Here is a 20,921-nt window from a genome sequence, read left to right on the forward strand (position 1 = left end):
CCCCGGCCACACCACGTCAGCCGATCTGCTGGCCGAGCGTCAGCGTAACCGTCCTCGACCGTCCACTCCGCTCGTACGCGAGCCGCACGGCCTCACCCGGCTGGTGCGTGCGGATCGCCACGATCAGTACCTCGGCGCTGTCCACGGTCTGGTTGTTGATCGCGGTGATCACGTCACCGACCCGGAGGCCGGCCCGCGCGGCCGGTGAACTCGGGCTGATCGCGCTGACCCGGCCGCCGCCCTCGAACGTCATGTCCACGCTCGCCCCGATCACCGGGTAGGACGCCTGGCCGGTGGCGATCAGCTGCTGGGCGGTCCGCCGCGCCTGGTCGATCGGGATCGCGAACCCGAGCCCGATACTGCCGCTCTGCCCCTCGCCCGCGCCGGGCACGGTGGCGATCGCGGAGTTGACCCCGATCACCCGCGCGTTCATGTCGACCAGCGGACCGCCCGAGTTGCCCGGGTTGATCGCCGCGTCGGTCTGCAGCGCGCTGATGTACGACGACGCCTGGCTCGGGTCGTCGCCGGTGGTCACCGGGCGGTTCTTCGCCGAGATGATGCCCGAGGTGACGGTGCCGGCCAGGCCGAGCGGCGAACCGATCGCGACCACGTCCTGCCCGACGACCGCCGACTCCGACCGGCCGAACTGCACCGACGGCGCGGTCAGCCCGGTCACCTGGACGACGGCCAGGTCGTACGCCGGGGAGCGCCCGACGAGCCGCGCGGTCGCGGTCTTGTTGTCGTTGGTGACGACCTGGATCGAGCCGCCCTTGGCGGCGCCCTCGACGACGTGGTTGTTGGTCAGGATGTGGCCGACCTTGTCGATCACGAACCCGGAACCGGTGGCGCTGGAGTTGTCCGAACCCTCGACCTTCAGCTGGACGACGCTCGGCAGCAGCGTCGCGGCGACCGCGGACACAGAGCCGGTACGGATCTTCGGGTCCGCGCCGGTACCGACCGGCGGGTCGGGCTGGGTGGCGACCGGGGCGTTCCGGCCGTCCAGCGCGACGACCGCCGTGGCGGCACCCGCACCGGCGACGACGCCGATGACGAGCGCGACCAGCGCGGCGATCGTGACGACCCGGTTCACCCTGGGCGGCTCGGACGTGTACGAACGGGCCTGCTGCTGGTGCCAGTCGGCCGGTGGCGGCGGGACGTACGACGGGCGGTACTGCGGCTGCTCGGTCGGCCAGGCCTGCCCCGGGTAGACCGGGCGGAAGCTCGGCTCCTGCGGCTGGGGACGCCCGAAGCTGCGTTGGGTGGTGGAGCGGCCGCTGTTCGTCTGCCGGTACGCGGAGTCGGAGCCCGGCGGGCGCAGCGGCAGGCTGCCGGCTCCGGGAGGCGGCGGCGTCAGCGCGGACAGCGGCGGACCCTCGGGTCCAGGGGACGCAGGCACGGTCGGCTGTACCGCGGTCGGTTCCGCGCTTGCCGGATTCGGAACTGTCGGCTCGGATTCGTCACTCATTGACGGTCCCCGCCTCACGTCGTCGTCGTGGTCGTGTGTCGGGAGCCCCCGTGCCGGGGTCGCCGGAGGGACTTCCAGATCCGATTATCCCAGCTTCGGTGAGAGTGCACCCATCGGAGTGAGCCAGGTCGCGATTTTCGCCAGTCCGGTACCCAGCCGCTGGATCGCCGAAAGCTTCTCCGGGAGGTCGTGCGGAAAAGCCCGGACCACCTGCCCGAGCTGCTCCGCCGGAAGGTCCCCGATCAGCGTGTAGACGATCCCGCCGGACGACCAGACGACGTACGACGGCATGCCGTAGCGCAGGTAGACGCCAGGGCTGTCGGTGCTGGTGAACCCTGCCACCGCAGCTGGGTCCAGTGCGCCACGCTGCTCGAACAGCGACACGTTGAAGAGACCGTCGGAGTACGAGAACTGGAGGGAGCCGTTGCTGGTGTCCTGGTGGACGTCGTACAGCCTGAGGGACGCGGGCAGCTCCGGGGCGCACATCCAGCCCTGCGAGCGGAGGTTGTCGACCTTGCCCATACCGAGCGACTCCACGCCACTCGGCAGCATCGGCGGCAGGTGGCCGAGGAACTCGGAGCTCTCGATCTCCAGCTCGGTGAAGACCGTGGCCCGGACCATCGTCTTGCCGTCCGCACTGAACAGCTGGCGCTGCAGCAGCAGCCCGGTCGCCTTGTCGATCCAGAACCGGGCAGCCAGTGTCTTGTCGTCCCGCAACGCCTCCACGAGCACAGCGGTCCGGCCGACCAGGGCGGTGCAGCACTTGTCGACGAGCTCGTACGTCGCCTGCAGCAACGCCAGCGGCCCGCCGTCGACGGCTGCGTCCGTGGTCGTCGCGCGCTGGACGAACGCCTTCGCTCCGGGCGCGGACGACCCGAGCACACTGATCTCGGAACCCTGCGACGCCGCGTGCACGATGTCGAACATCGCCGAGCTGGCACCCTGCGGTCCCCAGGCGGTGATGATCTGGGTGCCGTGGTACGAGACGTGGTTCGGTGCCGCGGCCGCTCTGCGCAGCCAGCTGACCGCGGTCGGCGAGTCGGCCTCGGAAACCGTCGGTACGGCGGCAGCGGAGGCAGGCAGGCCGAAGCCGATCAGGGCGGTGCTGACCAGAACGGCGAGCCGGGACAGGCTCACCGGTCAGCGTCCTGTCAGGGCCACCGGCCGCAGCGACGAGCTCAGTCCGGCATAGCCCGTCGGACTGTAGGAGCTCATCAGCGCGACCGGGTCCGCGAACGGCGCTCCGCCGCTGGTGGTCGCGTGGTCGGACGAGAACGTCGCCACCGGCGGCTGCAGGGCCGGCGGCTGCTCCGAGCGGGACGGGTCGCCGACGACGAACGCCGTACCGAGCAGGGACGCCACGGCGGCTGCCGAGCCGGCTGCGCCGAGCACACCGGCGCGGCGGCGGGAGCGCGTGCGAGTGGTTCCCGGCCGGGTGCCACCTGTGCGCCCGGCCGGGAACGCGGACCGCTGCGGGAACAGGCTGACCGCCGGCGTGAGGACCGGGCGGACCTCCTCCCGCGGCTCGGTCGAGAACGACGAGACGCCCATCAGGCGCTGCATGAGGTCGGTGGAGACGTCCGGCGACTCCAACGCCGCGATCCGCGCCTTCAGGCGGCGCTGGGCGTCCACCTCGGTACGGCAGGTGTCGCAGCCGACCAGGTGGCTCAGCACCTTGTCGCGGGAGTCGTGGTCGAGCGCACCGTCGACGACGGCGCTCAGCTTGTCCAGCGGGTGCGTCATCCGAGGTCACCCCCGTCGGCGAACAGCCCGCCGTCGGTCGGCGGGCCGCCGACGCGGGTCTGGCCGGACCGCGGGGCCCGGTGCTCGAGGTGCTTGCGCAGCATCGACCGACCGCGGTGGATCCGGCTCCGGACGGTGCCGAGCTTCACGTCGAGCACGTCCGCGATCTCGTCGTACGTCATGCCCTCGATGTCGCAGAGCACGACGGCGGCGCGGAAGTCCTCGGGCAGCGCGTCGAGCGCGCCCTGCACGTCGTGGTCGAACAGGTCGGAGTCCAGCTTCTCGGCCGGGCCCTCGCCCTTGGCCGGCAGCCGGTCGTGGGCGTCCTCGGGCAGGCCGTCGAAGCGGATCCGCTGCTTGCGGCGGGCGCCGTCGAGGAACAGGTTCGTGGTGATCCGGTACAGCCAGCCCTCGAAGGTGCCCGGCGTGTACGACGACAGCGAGCGGAAGACCCGGACGAAGACCTCCTGGGTGAGGTCCTCGGCGTCGTGCTTGTTACCGGTCAGCCGGTAGGCCAGCCGGTAGACGCGGGCCGAGTGGGTCCGGACGATCTCGTCCCACGACGGCAGCACCTCGGGCGCCACTTGCACCGTCGACGGCTTCACCGCGACGCCTCCCTGGGTCTTCTCGGCAACAAGCGTGAAGGCCATGGTGCCGCGGTCACCGTCCTCTGCGCACGTCGGGAAAACCCGGGCCGGACCCTGGTTTGTTCGTACGACGGCTCAACGTGACACCCCGGCCGGAAGTTCCCGCCCGGTGCCTTCACCGGTAAAGACGCGCTGGAGGGCATTTCGGTTGAATCAGTACTCCTCGATCACGGCGATGGGATCCCCGTCGCGGACGACTTCGCCCTCGGCGACCTTCAGTTCGGCGATGGTGCCGGCCACCTCGGCCAGTACCGGAATCTCCATCTTCATCGACTCCAGGATGACCAGTGTGTCGTCCGGACCCACCGTGTCCCCGGCCTTGGCCGTGACCTTCAGCACGTTCGCCACCAGCTCGGCCAGCACGGTGTGACTCATGCCCTGATCCTAGGCGGACGCGGAAGGGTCCGGCGTAGGTGCCCCTCGGGCAGCGTTCCAGGGCACCTACGCCGAGTTCTGCTCCGGCTACCGGTCGGCAGCCGGGTCCAGCCGGATCGCGTTGAACAGCGCCGGGTTCTTCGTCTCCGCGACGCCCTTGCCCCAGGTCAGCCAGCCACGCCGGCCGGTGCCGTCGTTCTCGTTGACCACCACGGTCGCCGACAGCAGCCGGTCCTTCGCCGCGAACCCGAGCGTGCTCCACGGCACCGCGATCTCGTACGTCGTGGTGTGCGCGCTGTTGTCCCGTACGACCTTCGCCTGGACGCCGGGCGGCGTACCGGTCTGGTTGGTCGGGGTCCACCGCCAGGTGTCGACCGGCCCGGCGTCGGTCAGCGCCACACCGATCTCCTGCGTCGTCGTGGCCTCACCAGGCGCACCCGCCGTCATCCCGAGCTGGATCCCGTCACCGCCCCAGATGTTGCCGGCCCGGTTCGGCTGCGAGAACACGTCGTCGGTGACCTGCGCCGACAGGTACAGGTTCTGGCCGTCGTGCGTAAGCCACAGCTTCCCGGACAGGTCGCTCGGCCCACCCCATCCAGTCACCGGCGGCGTACCAGTCCCTTCCAGCGCAATGGCCGGCTGCGAAGCAATCTCCGGGTCGACAACCCCATCCAGAGCAACCGTGTGCCGGGTCGCAACGGTAGGCGAGGTAACCGGGTTCAAGCTCCCGGAAACCCGAATGTCCGGCTCCCCCACCCGCCGCAAACTGGCGGACCAGGTACTAGGACCTGTCAGGGCAATAGGCACATCTACCTCTGCTGTGGCATTCGCACCGACTGTGTATCCGGTCAGCAAGGTCCCGGACGCCGTACCGGACACCCAGTCCAGCCCGTCGACAGGCAGAGCGTGTGAGGACGCATTCGTGACCCGGAACCGCAGCAGGTCCTTCCCGCTCCCGTTGAGCACATGTGACGCCGTCACGGACAGCGGCGGGGTGGCTGTGCCTGTCGCAGAGAGCAGGGCCACCGCGCGGCCGTCGACCGTCACCAGGGCGGTGTACGTGCGTGGCCCGGTGGAGTCCTGTGCCGGGTAGCTCACCGGTGCGGTGGCGGTTGCACCTGCAGCCACCGAGCGACTGGTCTCGGCGCCGCCCGCGGAGACGGTGAACGTGTGCGCGACCGCATCCGGGTTCGTGTAGGTGATCGTGCCGGTCGCCGGGTCGCCGGCGATCTCGGGGGCTACCGACAACGCGAGCCGGCCCGACGGGAGCATCGGTCCGCTGACGGCGCCCCTGAGGTAGACCGGGTCCGGTCCGGCGGTCACCCACACGTGTCCGCCCGGATCCGCGGTCAGCGTGGTCTCGACTCCGTACAGGTTCGTCACCTGGACGGTCGAGCCGGCTGGTGCGGTTGCTGCCACGACACCCGGGGTGGCGGACCACACGGCGTGAACGCTCTGCCCACCACCCGCGTTGAAGGCCACGTCGTACCCGTTGGTACCGAAGCGGGTCTGCCCGATCAGCGGGAGCTCGTCGATCTGCCGGGCCAGTACGGCGGTCGCGACGTACGACGGCTTCGGTACCAACGCCCCGCGCGCGTCGAGCCGGTTGCGCACCAGGCCGAACCGGTGCTCGACGTTCGACGGGTCGTTGCCCGAGTCCATGAAGTTGTACGAGCTGTAGCGTGCCACCCCGTTGCCGTACGCCAGCAGGTTGCCGCGCACCAGGTCACGCGCCTGCGCCGGCTCCGACACCGCACTGGGGTTCGTACCGGTCGCCCAGCCCTGTTCGCTGATGTAGATCGGCTTGGTGGAGCCGTGGGCCGCCATGATGCTGCGGATCGTGTTGACGTACGTGACGGACGCCTCCGGGTCCAGCGGCTGCACGTACGGGTGGATGGTCACCGCGTCCACGTAGTCGAGTCCACCGAGGTCGGCGAACTTCGTGAACCAGCCCTGCCAGTCGTTGATGACTGCCAGCGAAGGGCCGGTCAGCTTCACGTCCGGGTGCTTCGCCCGTACTGCGGCGCTCACCATCTTCAGGAGCGCGACGTAGTTCTCCGGGCTGGCCTTGGCGGCGCCGTTCGGGTCGCGCAGGTTCCACTCGTTCCAGAGCTCGTACGTCGTGTGCTCCGTACCCCACTGGTCCACGGCAGCAACGGCGTACCGCGTGAAGGCCTCCCGCTGCTCGTCCGTCGCCGGGGCCTCCTCCGGGTAGTACAGGGTGTTGCCGTAGTCGAGGATGTTGAGGAAGTCCACGTTGTTCGCGTCCAGCGCGGCCTTGTAGTCCTTGTAGCGCTGTGGAAACTCGATGACGCCCCTGGTGGTCTCTGCGGCCGCCCAGAACGCCTCGTCGCGGTCGGTGGAGATACCGCCCTTGGCCATCAGCGGTACGGCTTCCAGCCCCGGGTTGGCGGCACTACCGAACCCGAGGGCGCCGGCGACACCGATCCGGGTGTCGGTGGAGGTGGAGAAGTCGTGCGGCGTCAGTACGGCGAAGTCCGTGCCGCCGAGCGTTGTCGTACCGTCCGCAGCGACCGCGGACAGGTCGGTCTGGTACCAGCCGGGCGTGCTGATCGTCAACGAGAGCTGGCCGTTGAGCGAGGCTGCAGGCGCTGAGCCCTTGGCGACCTCGGTGCCACCGGCGTCCCGGACCGTCCAGCTGACGGTCGCCGCGTCGGTGCTGAAGTCCAGCTTCACCGGCTCACCGACGGTAAAGGTATTGCCGACGGTCGTCGGCGTGATGGTGAGCGAAGGCGCCGCGGTGCTCGCGGCGCGGGCGGGTGACTGCAGTACGGCGGCCAGCAACAAGCCGGCCGTGAGAAGACTGACTGCGCCGGAGCGGCGACGGGTCATCGAGTTCTCCTCCCAGGGAAGCGAAAGCGGTTTCGCAAATCACACCCTGATACGCGGTCCGGCGCGCTGTCAACGGCTCGAAGCTGACTACGATGGAGAAATGGCCGACCAGGTGATCACGCTCTCCGACGTCGCCGCCGCGGCCGGGGTCTCGCTGTCGACGGCGTCCAAGGCGCTGAACGGCACCGACCGGATCTCCGAGGCGACGCGCGAGCACGTCCGCGTGACCGCGGACCGGCTGGGCTTCCGGCACAACGCCCTCGCCCGTTCGTTCGCCCGCGGCCGCAGCCAGACGATCGGCGTACTCACCCACCGCTCGTCGAACCCGTTCACCCGCGTGGTGCTGGCCACCGCCGCGACCGAGCTCGGCGCCAAGGAGCGGGCCATCCTGCTGTACGACGCCCGGATGGACGAGCAGCACCACGTGGACGAGAGCATCCTGCAGCTCCGGGCCCGCCGGATCGACGGCGTGATCGTGATCGGTACCAGTACGTCCTTCCGCACGCCCTCGCTGACCAGCCGCTTCGACGTCCCGGTGATCAACGCGTTCACCGTTCCGGAGGATCCGCAGGACACCACGATCACGGCCGACGACTACGCGATCGGGCGGCTCGCGATCAGCCACCTGCTGTCGCAGGGCCGGCGCAAGATCGCACACCTGACGGCGGAGCCGCACGACATGGCCGCGCAACGCCGGGCCGAGGGCGCCGCGCTGCTGCTCGCCGAGGCCGGCCTCGAGTGGGCGGCACCGGTCCGGTTCGGGCGCTGGCGCGAGGAGTGGGGCGAGCAGGCCGCCACCGAACTGCTGTCCGAGGTACCCGACGTGGACGCGATCTTCTGCGGCAGCGACGCGATCGGCCGCGGTGTGGAACGGGTCGTCCGGGCCAGCGGCCGGCAGGTGCCCGGTGACGTCGCGTTGATCGGCGTCGACAACTGGGAGAGCCTGATGCACGACCAGCGCGGCACCCGGCACCTGACCACGATCGACGTCGGCCTGGAGGAGATCGGCCGCCGGGTCGCCAACCGGCTGCTCGAGGGCGACCTCGAGCCCGGCGTCGAGTACGTCGAACCTCAGGTGGTCATCGCGGACACCGCCTGATCGTGGATCGAGTGCCGCGGGCGGAAACCCAGCAGCTGCTGCGCCCGCGTGGTGTCGACCAGTGAGGCACGTCCTTCCACAGGTCGTCGGAGTGGGACCGTGGGCGCGTACTCACGCAGCAGCTCGTCCGTCTTCCGATCGATCAGGATGTCGTCGGCCGCGAGCCCCACGACGTGCACACCAGGCGCGGTCGACTCCAGCGCGGCGATGATCGCGCGTACGCCGTCCCGCAGGTCCAGGTACGCCCAGCCTTCCCGGGCCATCGTCGCTGGATCGCTCTCGGTCCTCGCCGCGAACTTAAGCAGGTCCTCACGAGTCTTGACCAGCGGGAACCGCAGTGCGATCACGTCGGTCCCCCAGCGCCGCCACGCCATCCGTGCGCTCTGCTCGTCGACGCTTTTGGACAAGGAGTACGGGTCGGCGATGTCCGCCTCCACCTCCTCGTCCAGGGGGTAGTACGCCGGCTCCACGTCGTTCACGTTCATCGGTACGCCGAACGCGTTGATACTGCTCGCGATCACGGCACGCCGTACTCCGAGCTGTCCCGCCTGTGCGAGCACGTTGAAGGTCGCAGCGACGTTGTTCTCGAACACCTCCTCCGGCGTACCCAAACTGGGATGCGGAATGGCCGCCAGATGCAGTACTGCGTCTACGCCGACCAGTGCGGCCGTCACGTCCGCCGCTGACCGCGCGTCGCCGACGACTGTGCGGTCCGCCGTACTGGTGTGGTCGTAGCGCAGGGACAGGCCCGTGACGTCGTACCCGGCTGCTTGCAGGCCGGTGACGGCGGCACGGCCGATCGAGCCGTCCGCACCGGTGACCAGGACGCGTTTCACGCCTTGATTCCCCCAGACAGGCCCACGCCACGCAGGAATGCTCGCTGGAAGACCAGGAAGAGCAGTACCGGGATCAGCAGCGCCAGGAACAGGCCTGCCAACTGGATGTTGAGCTCCGTCACCTTCGCGATCTTGGGCAACGCCACCGAGACCGGCTGCAGATCCGGATTCGTCAGCACCAGCAGGGGCCACAGGTAGTCCTTCCAGGAGGAGATGATGCTGAGCAGCACGACCACACCGAGGATCGGCCGCGACAGCGGGAGCACGAGCGACGTGAACACCCGGATCGACCCGGCGCCGTCGATCCGCGCCGCTTCGAAGTACTCACGAGGGATGCTGTCGAAGAAGCGCTTCACGATCAGCACGTTGAACGCACTGGCCGCGGGTGGCAGCCAGACCGCCCAGAACGTGTTGGTCAGGTTGGCGTGCACGAGCGGGAGCTTCAGTACGGTCAGGTACAGCGGGACCAGCGACACGATGTGTGGGACGAACAGCGTCGCCAGGATCAGTGCGGACAACAGTGAGCCCCAGCGTGGCCGTAGAACGCTCAGGACGTAGCCGGCCGTCGTACAGACGATCAGTGACACGACCGCTGTACCTGCTGCGATGTAGGCGGTGTTGCCGAGGTAGTAGCCGATGTGGCCCTGTTGCCACGCTGTAGCAAGGTTCTGCCACTGGACCTGGCCGGACGGGAACCAACCGAGCGGTGAGCGGATGCTGTCCTGCGTCGGCGAGATAGCTGCCTTGAGCAACCACAGCATCGGACCGAGACCCGCGATGAGCAGACCGATCAGTACGAGGACCTGTCCGATCACGAACGGCACCCGTACTCGTGTGAGCTTCCGGTCCGCGTCCGACAGCGCACCACGTTCGGTGTTTGCAGCGCTCATTCAGTACTCCAACCACGGGTCGCCAACTGGAAGACGGCGGACAGTACGGCGAGCGCTATCGCCAGGAGGACACTCAGCGCGGTAGCGGCGCCGTAGTCCCCGTTGACGAAGGCGTAGTTGTAGATGAGCAACAGGATCGTCATCGTCGACCCCTGTGGTCCACCGCCGGTGAACAGCAGCGGCTCGGTGAAGAGCTGCATGGTCCCGATCACCTGCAGGAGCAGCATCAAGAGCAACACGCTCCGCAGATGCGGCAGCATGACGTGCCACACCCGCCGTACGACGCCTGCACCGTCGAGCTCGGCCGCTTCGTACAGGTCTGCACGTACAGACGTCAGCGCGGCCAGGTAGATGATGACTGCGTTGCCCGCGCCGGCCCAGGTCGCTTCCAGCACGATCGACGGCATCGCAGACGACGGACTGTCCAGCCACGGGTACGGTCCGAGCCCGACCGTGCCGAGGATCGTGTTGAACATCCCGCTGGGCGACGGGTCGTAGAAGAACCGCCAGAGCAGGATGGCGACCACGGGCGGTGTGATGACGGGCAGGTACGCCAGCGTGGTGTACAGCCAGGACTTGCCGCGCAGCTCGGACAAGAACATCGCCAGCAGCACCGGTACCGGGAAGCCGAACAGCAAGGCCAGCAAGGTGAACCAGAGCGTGTTCAGTGCGGCCTGACCGACGCCAGGATCGGTCAGCACGTACCGGAAGTTGTCCAGCCCGACCCACTTCACCGGATCGACCAGGTTGGTCTGCTGCACGCTCATCACGAGGCCCTTGACGATCGGGCCCCACGAGAACACCAGGAAGACCAGGAGGACCGGCAGCGCGAACAGCACTGCCGGTACTCCGTTGCGCAGGCGCCGGAGCAAGTCAGCGCCCGAGCTTGGCATTCACGGTGCCGGCGGCCTTCGTCAGCAGCGACCCGACGTCGGCCTTCTCGTTCCCCAGCACGGTCTGCACCACCGGGTCCAGAGCGGCGTACACCTCCTGAGCCTTCACCGGCGGCTCAGCGATGATCTTCTGGTCGGCAGCGACCTTCGTGTACGGCGCGAACTGCTGCAGCGGCACGTTGACGTACGGCTTGATCCAGGACTGGTACGTCGACCACTGGTCCGCCGAGATCACCGGGAGGCCCGGGGTCCCGACCGGAAGCTTCGCCGCGACACCGGCCTTGGCACTCGTGACCGCGGCGTCCTGGTCGACGTACTTGTTGAGGTAGTTGAACTTGATCCACTTGACCGCCGCCACCTTCTCGGCGTCGGTCGCCTTCGGGCTGACGATCTGGACGCTGCCACCGGTCAGCGTGCCGTGGTCACCGCCCTGCTGCGGCATCGGACCGATGCCGAACGCCGACGACGGCAGGCCGTTCTGCTGCACCAGCGTGCGGTACGCGTCCGGCGCGGCCATGAACATCCCGATCTTCCCGGCCGCGAACGCCTTGGAGATCCCCGGGATGTCGTACAGCACCGCCTGGCCCATCGACTTGTCGGTCCACTTCATGTCGTGCAGCAGCTGCAGCGCGGCCTTCGACGGCGCGTCGTCGAACGTCGCCTTGGTGCCGTCCTCGTTCTCGATCGAACCGCCGAACGCGTACGTCTGGGTGGTGAACATCCAGCCGCCGGTGTTGTTCGTGGTCAGTTGCGCGTAGCCGGCCTGGCCGGTCTTCTGGGCGATCTGCTTCGCGTCCGCGCGCACCTCGTCCCAGGTCGCCGGCGGCTTGTCGGGGTCCAGACCGGCCTTCTTGAACAGGTCCCGGTTGTAGACCAGGCCGACCGAGTACGCCGCGGTGGGTACCGCGAACACGTTGCCGGACTTGTCCTGCGCGATCTTCAGGACGTTCGGGTTGAACTTGTCCATCAGGCCCTGGTCCTTCAGCACCTGGGTCAGGTCGGCCACCTGCCGGCGGGCGATCATGCCCTGCGGCTCGGTGAACGGTACGTTCAGTACGTCGGGCAGCTGGCCGCCGGCCGCCTGGGCCTGGAAGGTGGTCGCGTCCCAGATGGTCTCGACCGGGTTCAGCTTGATGTCCGGGTTGGCCTTCTGGAAGTCAGCCACCCGCTTGTCGAAGTTGGCCCGGTTGGCCGGGTCGGAGCTGCTCGGGCGGTCGCCGACGGTGATCGTGACCGGTCCGCCGGGACTGGCACCGGTCCCCGAACCGTCGCCCGACGACGGCGCACTCGAGCAGGCCGCCAGCAGGAACGGTACGGAAAGCCCTGCAGCACAACGGATTGCAAACCTGTTCATCGGAACTCCTCTGCGGGGTGTCGGTCAGCAGGCGACCGTTTCCGCACGGTAGCGCAAGCGCTTTCGCAAACACCAGACCTCACCCGAAACTGCTTTCGCAACAATTCAGCCTCGCCGCTCCTACCGGCGAGGTCGGCGAGGTCGGCGAGGTCGGCGAGGTCGGCGAGGTCGGGGAGGATTTCCCTCCTGAATCGGGATGAAATCCTCCCCCAACCCGTCACGGCTGCGGCCAGGGCCAGGGCCTAGTGGGGCCGGGCGCGGTGGGCGGCTACTCGGGTGCGGGTGGCGCAGCGGGGGGTGCAGAAGCGGCGGGGCCGGTTGTCGGCGGGGTTGGCGAAGACCTGCTCGCAGTCGGCGGCGGCGCAGACGCTGAGCGCTTCGAAGCCGTGGCCGGCGGCGAACGTAGCCAGTCCGAGCGCGGTCGTCGCCGCCAGCCACTCCGCCCAGGAGGCGTCCGGCTCCGCGACGTGCAGATGCCACGGCAACCCGTCGTGATCCGACAGGTACGGACGTACGGCGTACTCCCCCAGCACCCCGTTCAACGTCCGCGCCGCCGTACCCGGGTCCGCCTCGAAGACCGGACGCAACCGCTCACGCACCGCGCGGACCTGCTCGAGGTCACGCGCGTCCACCTCGACGGGCTCCGGCTCACCGTGCGCGAGCAAGAAGTCCCGGACGTCGGCCGACGAGGTCAGCTTCTCGGGCTCGCGAGTGCGGGTGTTCACCAGATCGACGGCCAGCCGGATCAGCCGCTCCGGGGACTGAATTTCCACTAGGCCCCTCCCGTAACGCATTTGCTACCGTAACGCGTAACAGATTATATCGCGTTACAGGAGGGATCGGCGTGCCTAGGTCCTGTCCGATGGATCACCAGACAGGGCCTAGCTACTACCTCGCGGCGACGCTGGCCCGGTTCGCCGACGAGATGGTCGCGTTCACACTCGTCCTGCTGGTCCTGGACCGGACCGACAGCCCGGCCCTCGCCGGCCTCACCGGCGCGGCGTACGCACTGCCCGCGATCGTCACCGGCCCGCTGCTCGGCGCCTGGCTCGACCGTACGTCCCACCGGCGCAGCGGACTCGCCGTCAACCAGGCCACGCTGGCCGCGGTCATGCTCGTACTGCTCATGGTCGTCGGCCACAACGCCGACTGGCTCGCCCCCGTGCTCGCAGCGGTCGCGGGCGCGACGCTGCCGATGGTGAGCGGCGGGTTCACCAGCATGCTGCCCAGCCTGTTCCACCAGCGACGGCTGGCTCGGGCCAACGCCTTCGAGTCCGTCAGCTTCAGCGCCGCCGCGATCGCCGGCCCCGCCACCGCGGCCACTGTGGCCGCCGTCGTCTCGGTCGACGCCGCCGTCGTGGTGATCGTCTCCGCCGCCGCGCTGAGCATCGCTGCGATCACCCGCCTCCCCGCCCTTCCGCCGGTCGGCGCGTCCGGCGAACCGTTCCTGGCCGCGGTCGTCGGCGGCCTCCGGCATCTCGCCCGTACGCCACCGTTGCGCGCGTCCACCGTGACGACCACCCTGCTGATGGGCTTCACCGGCATCCTGCTGATCGCGCTGCCGCTGCACATGCCGTCCCTCGGCCAACCCAGATCAGCCGCCGGCTACCTGTGGACAGCGGTCGAGACCGGCAGCGTCACGACAGCCCTCCTGCTCAGCCGCCTGAAGCTCCGCCCGGAGTACATCGTGATGCTGTCGGTCGCGGCGTACGGTCTCGTACTCAGCACGTGGGCGCTCGCACCGACCTTCGTCGTACTACTCGCCCTGGCCGTCGCGGCAGGCCTGGCCGAGGGACCGACACTGCCGGCGATGTTCGCGGCCCGCCAGCAGTACAGTCCACCGGAACTCCAGGGCCGAGTCAGCACCACAGCAGCCAGCCTCCGAGTGGGCACGTCGGCGCTGGGGCAGGCCACCGCCGGAGTACTTGTTCCGGCGGCGGGGAGTGGAAACGCGCTGGTGATTGCCGGCTGTGGTCTGGTGGCCGCAGCCGGCGCGGGCTATCTCAGTCGTCGAGCCTGATCGGGGCAGGTCAGGCGTCGAGGATGACGGAGCGGGTGAGGCTGCGGGGCTGGTCGGGGTTGAGGCCTAGGGCTAGGGACTTGGCGACGGCGACGCGCTGGGCGACGACCAGGGATGCCATCGGGTCGAGGTCGGGGTGGTGGACGATGGTGGCGCCGGTGGCGGCGACGTCGTCGAGCAGGCCTGCCGGCGGCTCGCCGAAGATCCAGACGCCGCGGCCAGGCTGCGCGATCGCGATCGGGCCGTGCCGGTAGTCCATCGCCGGGTACGCCTCGGTCCACGCCGACGCGGCCTCCCGCTGCTTCAGCGCGGCCTCGTGCGCCAGGCCTATGGTCCAGCGGGTGCCGACGTACGTGAGCTGCTCGAGCTTGGCGAGGTCGTCGACGTCGACGGTCAGCGCGGTCTGAGCGTCCGCGGCGGCCTTCGACAGGTTCTCACCGAGCGACGCGCGCAGCAGCGCCAGCGTGGTGGTCGCGAACCGGGTCTGTACCACGGACTGCTCGTCGGCGAAGTCGAGCAGGATGGTCTGGTCGGCCAGGTCGAAGATCGGCGAGCCGACGGTCGCGGTGATCGCCACGGTCGGCAGGTCGGTGGTACGGATCAGGTCGAGCACCTCGGTGGTCGTACCGGAGCGGCTGATCACGACGATCGCGTCGTACGTCCGGTCCGCCGGGAACTCGGATCCGGCGAACGCGTCGGTCTCGCCCTGACCGAGGTCCTCGCGCAGCGCGGCGTACGCCATTGCCATGAACCAGGACGTACCGCAGCCGACCGCCGCGACGCGCTGACCGGCCGTCGGAAGTGCACTGCCGTACTGCGCGAAACCGTCCGAGACCTGTCGCCAGAGGTCCGGCTGAGTGGCGATCTCACTGCTCACGAATGGCGTCTGGGTCATGTCGTCTCCGCACTTGTCATGGTCGAAACTGCTCGAACGTGATCGAATGGTGCCAACCAGCCGCCACCCGGCTGACCGATTGTGTGAAGGAGGAGCCCCGGGTGAAGCGTTATGAACGCCTCAACACCTTGCTCGAGTCGCTCGCCGAGAAAGGCGCCATCGACGTCGACGAACTCGCCGAGCAGTTGCACGTGTCCGCGGCCACGATCAGGCGTGACCTGGACCATCTCGGCAAGCAACAGCTCCTCACCCGGACCCGCGGCGGCGCGGTCGCCAACGCGGTGTCGTACGACCTGCCACTGCGCTACAAGACTGCGCGTTTCGCGTCCGAGAAGCAGCGGATCGCGCAAGCGGCGGCCACGTTGGTCCGTCGCGGCATGGTGATCGGGATGAACGGCGGGACCACGATCTCCGAGGTGGCGCGCACACTGGCGACCCGCCCGGAGCTGTCCGCGGAGCACGGCGAGCCGGCGTTCACACTGGTGACGAACGCACTGAACATCGCCAACGAGCTGATCGTCCGGCCGCACGTGAAGATGGTGCTGACCGGCGGTGTGGCCCGGCCGCAGTCCTACGAGATGATCGGGCCGCTGTCGCATCGGATCCTGTCCGACCTGTCCCTGGACATCGCGTTCATCGGCGTCGACGGGATCGACGAGACCGGCGCCACCGCGCACCACGAGGGCGAGGCGAACATCAACCAGCTGATCGTCAGCCGGGCCGCGAAGGTGGTCGTGGTGGCCGACTCGTCCAAGCTCGGGCAGCGCGCGTTCGCCCGGATCTGTGAGCTGAGCGAGATCGACACGCTCGTCACCGACGCCCAGGCCGACGAGAGCCAGCTGGCCGTCTTCAAGGAAGCCGGCATCGACGTCATCCGCGCCTGACCGCACTCCACACCTCCCTCATCAGGTGAGTCACGTCTCGATGAGACGATCATATCTGATCAGGGCAAGGCCCTTATGAGCAAGACTGCGCATCCTCAGCGCGTGCAGCACGGAAAGCGGACCCTGAACCGCTAGGCTTCGGTTCAGCATGGGTACCGCAGCCGCACATCAGCCAGCCGACCACTGGGAGGACGCCATCGCCACCGGCATCGACCCGACGTCCTGGGCGTACGCCGAGGACTACACCGGTGAGGACGAAGTCGTCACCGGTGCGCGGGCGAGCGCAGCGGACAGTGGTGTCGCCCCGATCGGACCGGGTACGGCCGCCGCGCTGAGCATGCTCGCGGCCGGGGCAGGGGCGAAGGCGGTCGTCGAGATCGGCACCGGTACCGGTGTCTCGGGTCTGGCATTGCTGCGCGGCATGCGCGCCGACGGGACCCTGACCACGGTCGACATCGACGCGGAGAACCAGCGACTGGCCCGCAAGACGTTCCTCGACGCCGGCGTCGCGTCGAACCGGTTCCGCCTGATCGCCGGCGCCGGGCTGGACGTCGTCACCCGGCTCACCGACGGTCACTACGACCTGGTCTTCTGCGACGCGGACCGCCGCGAGAACACGGCCTACCTGCACGAGGCCCTCCGGCTGCTCCGCCCCGGCGGCCTGGTCGCCTTCGCCGGCATCCTCACCGGCGGCAAGGTCGCCGACCCCGCGCACCGCGACCCCGACACGATGGCGCTGCGGGACCTGATCCGCGCCGTCCGCGACGACGACAACCTGGTCTCGGCCCTCCTCCCCACCTCCGAGGGCCTCCTCACCGCCGCCAAACGCCTGAAGTAACCGCCGCCTCAGGTCGTGAGGCGGGTTAGTTCGGTGGTTACGTCGTGCCAGGGGTCGGACTGCGGGTCGATCAGTTCGTAGTGGCCGCAGTGGTCGATGCGGTGGAAATGGGCTGTGGGGTGAGCCGCGAAGTACGACTCGGTGAGGGCGATCGGGACGACCGTGTCGTTGACGCCGTGGAGGAGGGTCACGGGTGCGATCGAGGCCGGCAGGTGGACAGGGTCCAGGTCGTTGCGTACGCCGCCACCGATGAAGGACTGTACGGCGCCCTTGTCGAGGTGTTGCTGGTCTGCCATCAAGAGGTCGGCTACGGGTGCCAGAGCGACCACAGCGCGCAGGCGGACCGGGTTGAGCGTAGCCGCGGCCCAGAGAGCCAGCTGGCCGCCTGCGGAGTGGCCCATCAGTACGTAGCCCGCGTGGACGTCCACCAGGTCCGGTAGCGCCTCGAGCGCCGTGCGGATGTCTCCTGTGGTCGTGTCCGGGTTCCCGGGCTCACGGCGGTACTCCAGCGACACCACGGGCCAGCCCAGGTCGGACAGTGCGGCGCCGAGCGAACGGGCGTGCACCCGGTCGTACTCGGGCCGCCAGAACCCGCCGTGGATGAACACCAGCAGCGGGCGGCTCTCACGCCCGTGCCAGTAGTCGATGACGTGGTCCGCGTGGTCGCCGTACCGCAGCTCCTGATCGGGTTCGGGCGCCTTGCGCGACAGTACCGACCGGTCCTCACTCATTCAGACCTCCCGAGGTAGCGCAGGGCATTGGCCGTCAGCAGTTTGTGCTGCTGTTCCGCGGTCAGGAAGCCGGACTTCCGTACCACCTCCCCGACCGGCCGCTCACCCAGTGGATAGGGATAGTCACTGCCGACCAGAACGCGGTCTTCCCCCAAGGTATCGACAAGTAGCCGCAAAGGCGCTGATTCGAACACCACCGTGTCGACCAGGATCCGGTCCAGGTAGTACGACGGTGGATGCTCGGAGCAACCACGTACGAGGTCGCCGCGGCGGTGCCAGGCGTTCTCCAGCCGGCCGAGCCAGAACGCGAAACTCCCGCCCCCGTGCGCGAAACAGATCCGCAGGTTCGCAGGCAGTACGTCGAACGCGCCGCCGAGGATCAGCGCCAGCAACGACAGGTGCGTCTCGGCGGGCATCCCGGTCAGCCAGCGGGCCATCCAACGATCCAGCCGCGGGCCGCCCGGCATGTCCCACGGATGGACGAGCACCGGCGTACCGGTCTCCGCGCAATGCTTGAGGAAGGCAACGATCCCGGCGTCGTCGAGGTCCTTGTCACCGACGTGGTTGCCGATCTCGACGCCGGCGTGCCCCGCCGCGCGGGCCCGGTCCAGCTCGGCACACGCGAGGTCCGGGTCCTGCAACGGCACCTGGCAGAACGGCACGAACCGCGGATCCCCCGCCAGCGTCTCCAAGGTCAGGTCGTTGAAGATCTCCGCCAGCTTGACCGCTTGCTTGGCAGGCCGCTCGTAGCCGAAGAAGACCGGCGTTGGCGACACCACCTGTACGTCGATGCCGTCGGCATCCATGTCGGTACGGCGGACCGCCGGATCCCAGGCCTGCGGTCCGATCGGGCGGAACTCGGTCGATCCGATCATGATCGTCGCAGCCCGCTCCGAGTCGATCCGCAGCCACGGCCAGCCGTCCCCGCCGCACGCCGCGGCGAGATCCGGCCAGCCGCGCGGAACCAGATGGGTGTGGACGTCGACGGTCATTTACCCGGGTGCACCGTGCCGCAGGACGGGCAGGTGCGGGCTTCCTCGCTGTCGTAGAACGCCTTGAAGACCGGGGGCAGGTCGGCGACGATGTCGGTGACCTGCAGCTCGACCTCGTGCACGATCCCGTTGCAGTTGGCGCAGTACCAGCGGAACTTCTCCAGCGTCCCCTGCTCCCGGACTCGCTCGATCACCAGGCCGATCGAGTTCGGGCCGCGCTGCGGGGAGTGTGGCATGTTCCGCGGCAGCACCCACATCTCACCGGCGTTCACCGCGACGGTCGCCGGGCCGTCGTCGGTCATCACGTTGACCTTGAGCTCACCGGAGATCTGGTAGAAGAACTCCTCGTACGGGTCGACGTGGAAGTCGGTCCGCTGGTTCGGACCGCCGACCACCATCGTGATGAAGTCGTCCCCGGTCGGGAACATCTGCTTGTTGCCGACCGGCGGCTTCAGCAGGTGCTTGTTCTCCTCGATCCACTGCGGAAAGTTCGTCGACTCCAAGTTGACCATCACTCGCTCCTTTGCGGGATCGCCGCGATTCCGGATATCTCGATCAGCAGCTGGGGATGCGGCAGCTGATGGACTGCGACCGTGGTCCGGGCCGGCCCGGACTCGTCGAAGAATTCGCCGTACACCTCGTTGTACCCCCCGAAGTCGTTCATCGACACCAGGTAGGTCGTCACGCTCACCAGGTCCTCGAGCCCCGCGCCGACCGCGCCGAGGATGTCCCGGAGGTTCTCCAGTACGGCCCGCGTCTGCACCCGGATGTCCAGCGACACCGTACCCAGCTCGTCCACCGAGGCGCCGGCGATCGAGTTGTCGGGACGCCGGCTCGACGTACCCGAGACGAACGCGAACCCACCGCGGACCTGCACATGCGGAAACCGTCCGCGCGGCACCGCCTTCCCAGGCACAAGCGTCATGACAACTCCACGCAAACGTTCGTGGTCTCGGTGTAGAAGTCCACCGAATGCCGCCCACCCTCACGACCGATACCGGACAGCTTCACCCCGCCGAACGGCGTACGCAGGTCGCGAAGGAACCAGGTGTTCACCCAACACAGCCCGACGTCGAGGGCGGCACCTGCCCGGTGCGCGCGGCCGACGTCGCGGGTCCAGACGGTTGCCGCCAGGCCGTAGTCGGAGTCGTTCGCGAGGGCGAACGCTTCCTCGTCGGTGTCGAACGGCGCGACATGACAGATCGGCCCGAAGATCTCCTCACGATTCGTACGAGCATCCGCAGGCAGGCCGGTGACGACGGTCGGCTGTACGTAGAAGCCGCCGTCGCGGGCGTCCCCGAAGGTGGGTACGCCGCCGCCGGTCAGTACCTCGGCACCTTCGGAGCGGGCGAGGTCGTAGTACGAGAGGACCTTGTCGCGGTGTTGTTTCGAGATCAGCGGCATGTTCGTCGTGGCCTCGTCGGCGGGCCAGCCGTACGTGAGCTCCGCGGCGCGCGCGGCCAGACGCGTGCAGAACTCGTCGAACACCGGTCGCTGCACATAGAGGCGTTCGGTGCAGAGGCAGACCTGGCCACCGTTGGTGAAGGTCGAGCGGACCGAGCCTTCGACGGCGTCGTCGAGCGAGGCGTCGGCGAAGACCAGGCCGGCGTTCTTGCCGCCGAGCTCGAAGGAGACCGCCTTGACGCGGTCCGCGGCGACCTTGGCGATCGCCGTACCGGTGGCCGATTCGCCGGTGAACGTGATCGCGTCGACGCCGGGGTGGCGGGTCAGGTACTCGCCGGCCGACGACGGGCCGAAGCCGTGCACCAGGTTGAAGACGCCGTCCGGTACGCCGGCCTCCGCCATCACCTCGGCGAGTACGGTCGCCGACGACGGGGTCTCCTCGGACGGTTTGACCACCACCGCGTTGCCGCAGGCAAGCGCCGGCGCGACCTTCCAGGTGAGCAACAGCAACGGGAGATTCCACGGTACGACGATCGCGACGACGCCGACGGGTTTCCGTACGGCGTAGTTGAGCGCCCGCCGTCCGTCCGGGAGCACGGTCGTGTACGACTCGGCCGGCACGGTCGTCGCGAAGTCCGCGAACGCACGGAAGTTCGCCGCACCGCGCGGGATGTCCAGCGTCCGCGCCTGGCTGATCGACTTCCCGGTGTCGCCGACCTCGGCCGCCACCAGATCCTCGAACCGCCGCTCCAACCCGTCCGCCACACGGCGCAGTACGACGGCCCGCTCCTGCTCACTCATCCGGCCCCAGGGACCAGTCAACGCCGCCCGCGCAGCGCCGACCGCGGCGTCCACGATCGATGAGTCGGCCTCACACACGTCGAAGATCTGCTCCCCGGTCACCGGCGAAACCTTCGCGAACCGGGAGGCGCTCTCCACGAACGAGCCGCCGACAAAGTGGCGCAAGAGCCCAACATTCGAAGGCTGCCCAGTCAGCAGCTC

Annotated in this window: 21 protein-coding genes; 4 read left to right on the forward strand and 17 right to left on the reverse strand. The window is 68.8% G+C overall.

From position 1 onward, the window contains the following. Nucleotides 1-16 precede the first annotated feature (16 nt). The 6 genes from ACZ5BU_RS02050 to ACZ5BU_RS02075 form a co-directional block, all read right to left on the reverse strand. The gene (locus ACZ5BU_RS02050) at nucleotides 17-1,465 is read right to left on the reverse strand and encodes a S1C family serine protease (protein ID WP_465694816.1); all 1,449 of its coding nucleotides are present in this window, start codon (nucleotides 1,463-1,465) and stop codon (nucleotides 17-19) included. 84 nt (nucleotides 1,466-1,549) lie between these two features. Next, nucleotides 1,550-2,602: a sigma-E factor regulatory protein RseB domain-containing protein gene (locus tag ACZ5BU_RS02055; protein ID WP_465694817.1), complete on the reverse strand. Its 1,053-nt coding sequence runs from the start codon at nucleotides 2,600-2,602 to the stop codon at nucleotides 1,550-1,552. Nucleotides 2,603-2,605: 3 nt separating this feature from the next. Continuing rightward, entirely contained in the window at nucleotides 2,606-3,208 is a 603-nt protein-coding gene (locus ACZ5BU_RS02060) for an anti-sigma factor family protein (RefSeq protein ID WP_465694819.1), read from the reverse strand. Next, complete coding sequence (gene sigE / locus ACZ5BU_RS02065; protein ID WP_465694820.1) at nucleotides 3,205-3,858, reverse strand: RNA polymerase sigma factor SigE; 654 nt, start codon at nucleotides 3,856-3,858, stop codon at nucleotides 3,205-3,207. Before sigE ends, ACZ5BU_RS02060 begins: the two co-directional genes overlap by 4 nt. Nucleotides 3,859-4,008: 150 nt before the next feature. Next, the gene (locus ACZ5BU_RS02070; RefSeq protein WP_465694821.1) at nucleotides 4,009-4,230 is read right to left on the reverse strand and encodes a biotin/lipoyl-binding carrier protein; all 222 of its coding nucleotides are present in this window, start codon (nucleotides 4,228-4,230) and stop codon (nucleotides 4,009-4,011) included. Nucleotides 4,231-4,317: 87 nt separating this feature from the next. Beyond that, a complete protein-coding gene (locus ACZ5BU_RS02075; RefSeq protein ID WP_465694823.1) occupies nucleotides 4,318-7,083 on the reverse strand; it encodes a sugar-binding protein in 2,766 nt (921 codons plus the stop codon). A 100-nt stretch (nucleotides 7,084-7,183) separates the two neighbouring features. Between ACZ5BU_RS02075 and ACZ5BU_RS02080 the strand changes: the two genes are divergently transcribed. Continuing rightward, entirely contained in the window at nucleotides 7,184-8,182 is a 999-nt protein-coding gene (locus ACZ5BU_RS02080; protein ID WP_465694824.1) for a LacI family DNA-binding transcriptional regulator, read from the forward strand. On the opposite strand, the gene ACZ5BU_RS02085 is transcribed toward ACZ5BU_RS02080, so the two are convergent. The 5 genes from ACZ5BU_RS02085 to ACZ5BU_RS02105 form a co-directional block, all read right to left on the reverse strand. Next, nucleotides 8,155-9,018 (reverse strand): NAD-dependent epimerase/dehydratase family protein, encoded by an 864-nt coding sequence (locus ACZ5BU_RS02085; protein ID WP_465694826.1) that lies wholly within the window; start codon nucleotides 9,016-9,018, stop codon nucleotides 8,155-8,157. The genes ACZ5BU_RS02080 and ACZ5BU_RS02085 overlap by 28 nt on opposite strands. Next, a complete protein-coding gene (locus tag ACZ5BU_RS02090; protein ID WP_465694827.1) occupies nucleotides 9,015-9,908 on the reverse strand; it encodes a carbohydrate ABC transporter permease in 894 nt (297 codons plus the stop codon). The genes ACZ5BU_RS02085 and ACZ5BU_RS02090 overlap by 4 nt, the downstream gene beginning before the upstream one ends. Beyond that, a complete protein-coding gene (locus ACZ5BU_RS02095) occupies nucleotides 9,905-10,747 on the reverse strand; it encodes a carbohydrate ABC transporter permease (protein ID WP_465694829.1) in 843 nt (280 codons plus the stop codon). The genes ACZ5BU_RS02090 and ACZ5BU_RS02095 overlap by 4 nt, the downstream gene beginning before the upstream one ends. A gap of 34 nt (nucleotides 10,748-10,781) precedes the next feature. After that, entirely contained in the window at nucleotides 10,782-12,155 is a 1,374-nt protein-coding gene (locus ACZ5BU_RS02100; protein WP_465694831.1) for an extracellular solute-binding protein, read from the reverse strand. 242 nt (nucleotides 12,156-12,397) lie between these two features. Then, nucleotides 12,398-12,928 carry a CGNR zinc finger domain-containing protein gene (locus tag ACZ5BU_RS02105; protein WP_465694833.1) on the reverse strand — a complete coding sequence of 177 codons (531 nt, stop codon included), beginning with the start codon at nucleotides 12,926-12,928 and terminating at the stop codon, nucleotides 12,398-12,400. 89 nt (nucleotides 12,929-13,017) lie between these two features. Between ACZ5BU_RS02105 and ACZ5BU_RS02110 the strand changes: the two genes are divergently transcribed. Continuing rightward, on the forward strand, nucleotides 13,018-14,175 hold the full coding sequence (locus ACZ5BU_RS02110) for an MFS transporter (protein ID WP_465694834.1): 1,158 nt from the start codon (nucleotides 13,018-13,020) through the stop codon (nucleotides 14,173-14,175). Between the two features lie 10 nt (nucleotides 14,176-14,185). Here the strand turns inward: ACZ5BU_RS02110 and ACZ5BU_RS02115 are convergent, their stop codons facing one another. Further along, on the reverse strand, nucleotides 14,186-15,070 hold the full coding sequence (locus tag ACZ5BU_RS02115) for an SIS domain-containing protein (protein ID WP_465694836.1): 885 nt from the start codon (nucleotides 15,068-15,070) through the stop codon (nucleotides 14,186-14,188). Between the two features lie 101 nt (nucleotides 15,071-15,171). On the opposite strand from ACZ5BU_RS02115, the gene ACZ5BU_RS02120 reads away from it, so the two are divergent. Next, nucleotides 15,172-15,954: a DeoR/GlpR family DNA-binding transcription regulator gene (locus tag ACZ5BU_RS02120; protein ID WP_130384025.1), complete on the forward strand. Its 783-nt coding sequence runs from the start codon at nucleotides 15,172-15,174 to the stop codon at nucleotides 15,952-15,954. 148 nt (nucleotides 15,955-16,102) lie between these two features. Further along, nucleotides 16,103-16,792 (forward strand): O-methyltransferase, encoded by a 690-nt coding sequence (locus ACZ5BU_RS02125; protein ID WP_465694838.1) that lies wholly within the window; start codon nucleotides 16,103-16,105, stop codon nucleotides 16,790-16,792. Between the two features lie 8 nt (nucleotides 16,793-16,800). Here the strand turns inward: ACZ5BU_RS02125 and ACZ5BU_RS02130 are convergent, their stop codons facing one another. From ACZ5BU_RS02130 to ACZ5BU_RS02150, 5 genes are read right to left on the reverse strand one after another with little or no spacing between them, the layout of a single operon-like run. Next, a complete protein-coding gene (locus ACZ5BU_RS02130; protein ID WP_465694840.1) occupies nucleotides 16,801-17,523 on the reverse strand; it encodes an alpha/beta hydrolase family protein in 723 nt (240 codons plus the stop codon). Beyond that, nucleotides 17,520-18,515 (reverse strand): amidohydrolase family protein, encoded by a 996-nt coding sequence (locus tag ACZ5BU_RS02135; RefSeq protein ID WP_465694841.1) that lies wholly within the window; start codon nucleotides 18,513-18,515, stop codon nucleotides 17,520-17,522. Before ACZ5BU_RS02135 ends, ACZ5BU_RS02130 begins: the two co-directional genes overlap by 4 nt. Further along, nucleotides 18,512-19,027 (reverse strand): 3-hydroxyanthranilate 3,4-dioxygenase, encoded by a 516-nt coding sequence (locus tag ACZ5BU_RS02140; RefSeq protein WP_465694842.1) that lies wholly within the window; start codon nucleotides 19,025-19,027, stop codon nucleotides 18,512-18,514. Before ACZ5BU_RS02140 ends, ACZ5BU_RS02135 begins: the two co-directional genes overlap by 4 nt. Beyond that, nucleotides 19,027-19,440, reverse strand: coding sequence for a RidA family protein (locus ACZ5BU_RS02145; RefSeq protein ID WP_465694844.1), 414 nt, complete (start codon nucleotides 19,438-19,440; stop codon nucleotides 19,027-19,029). The genes ACZ5BU_RS02140 and ACZ5BU_RS02145 overlap by 1 nt, the downstream gene beginning before the upstream one ends. Beyond that, nucleotides 19,437-20,885: a 2-hydroxymuconic semialdehyde dehydrogenase gene (locus ACZ5BU_RS02150; protein ID WP_465694845.1), complete on the reverse strand. Its 1,449-nt coding sequence runs from the start codon at nucleotides 20,883-20,885 to the stop codon at nucleotides 19,437-19,439. The genes ACZ5BU_RS02145 and ACZ5BU_RS02150 overlap by 4 nt, the downstream gene beginning before the upstream one ends. Nucleotides 20,886-20,921: the final 36 nt, after the last annotated feature.

It is taken from the genome of Kribbella sp. NPDC031520 (assembly GCF_055580825.1).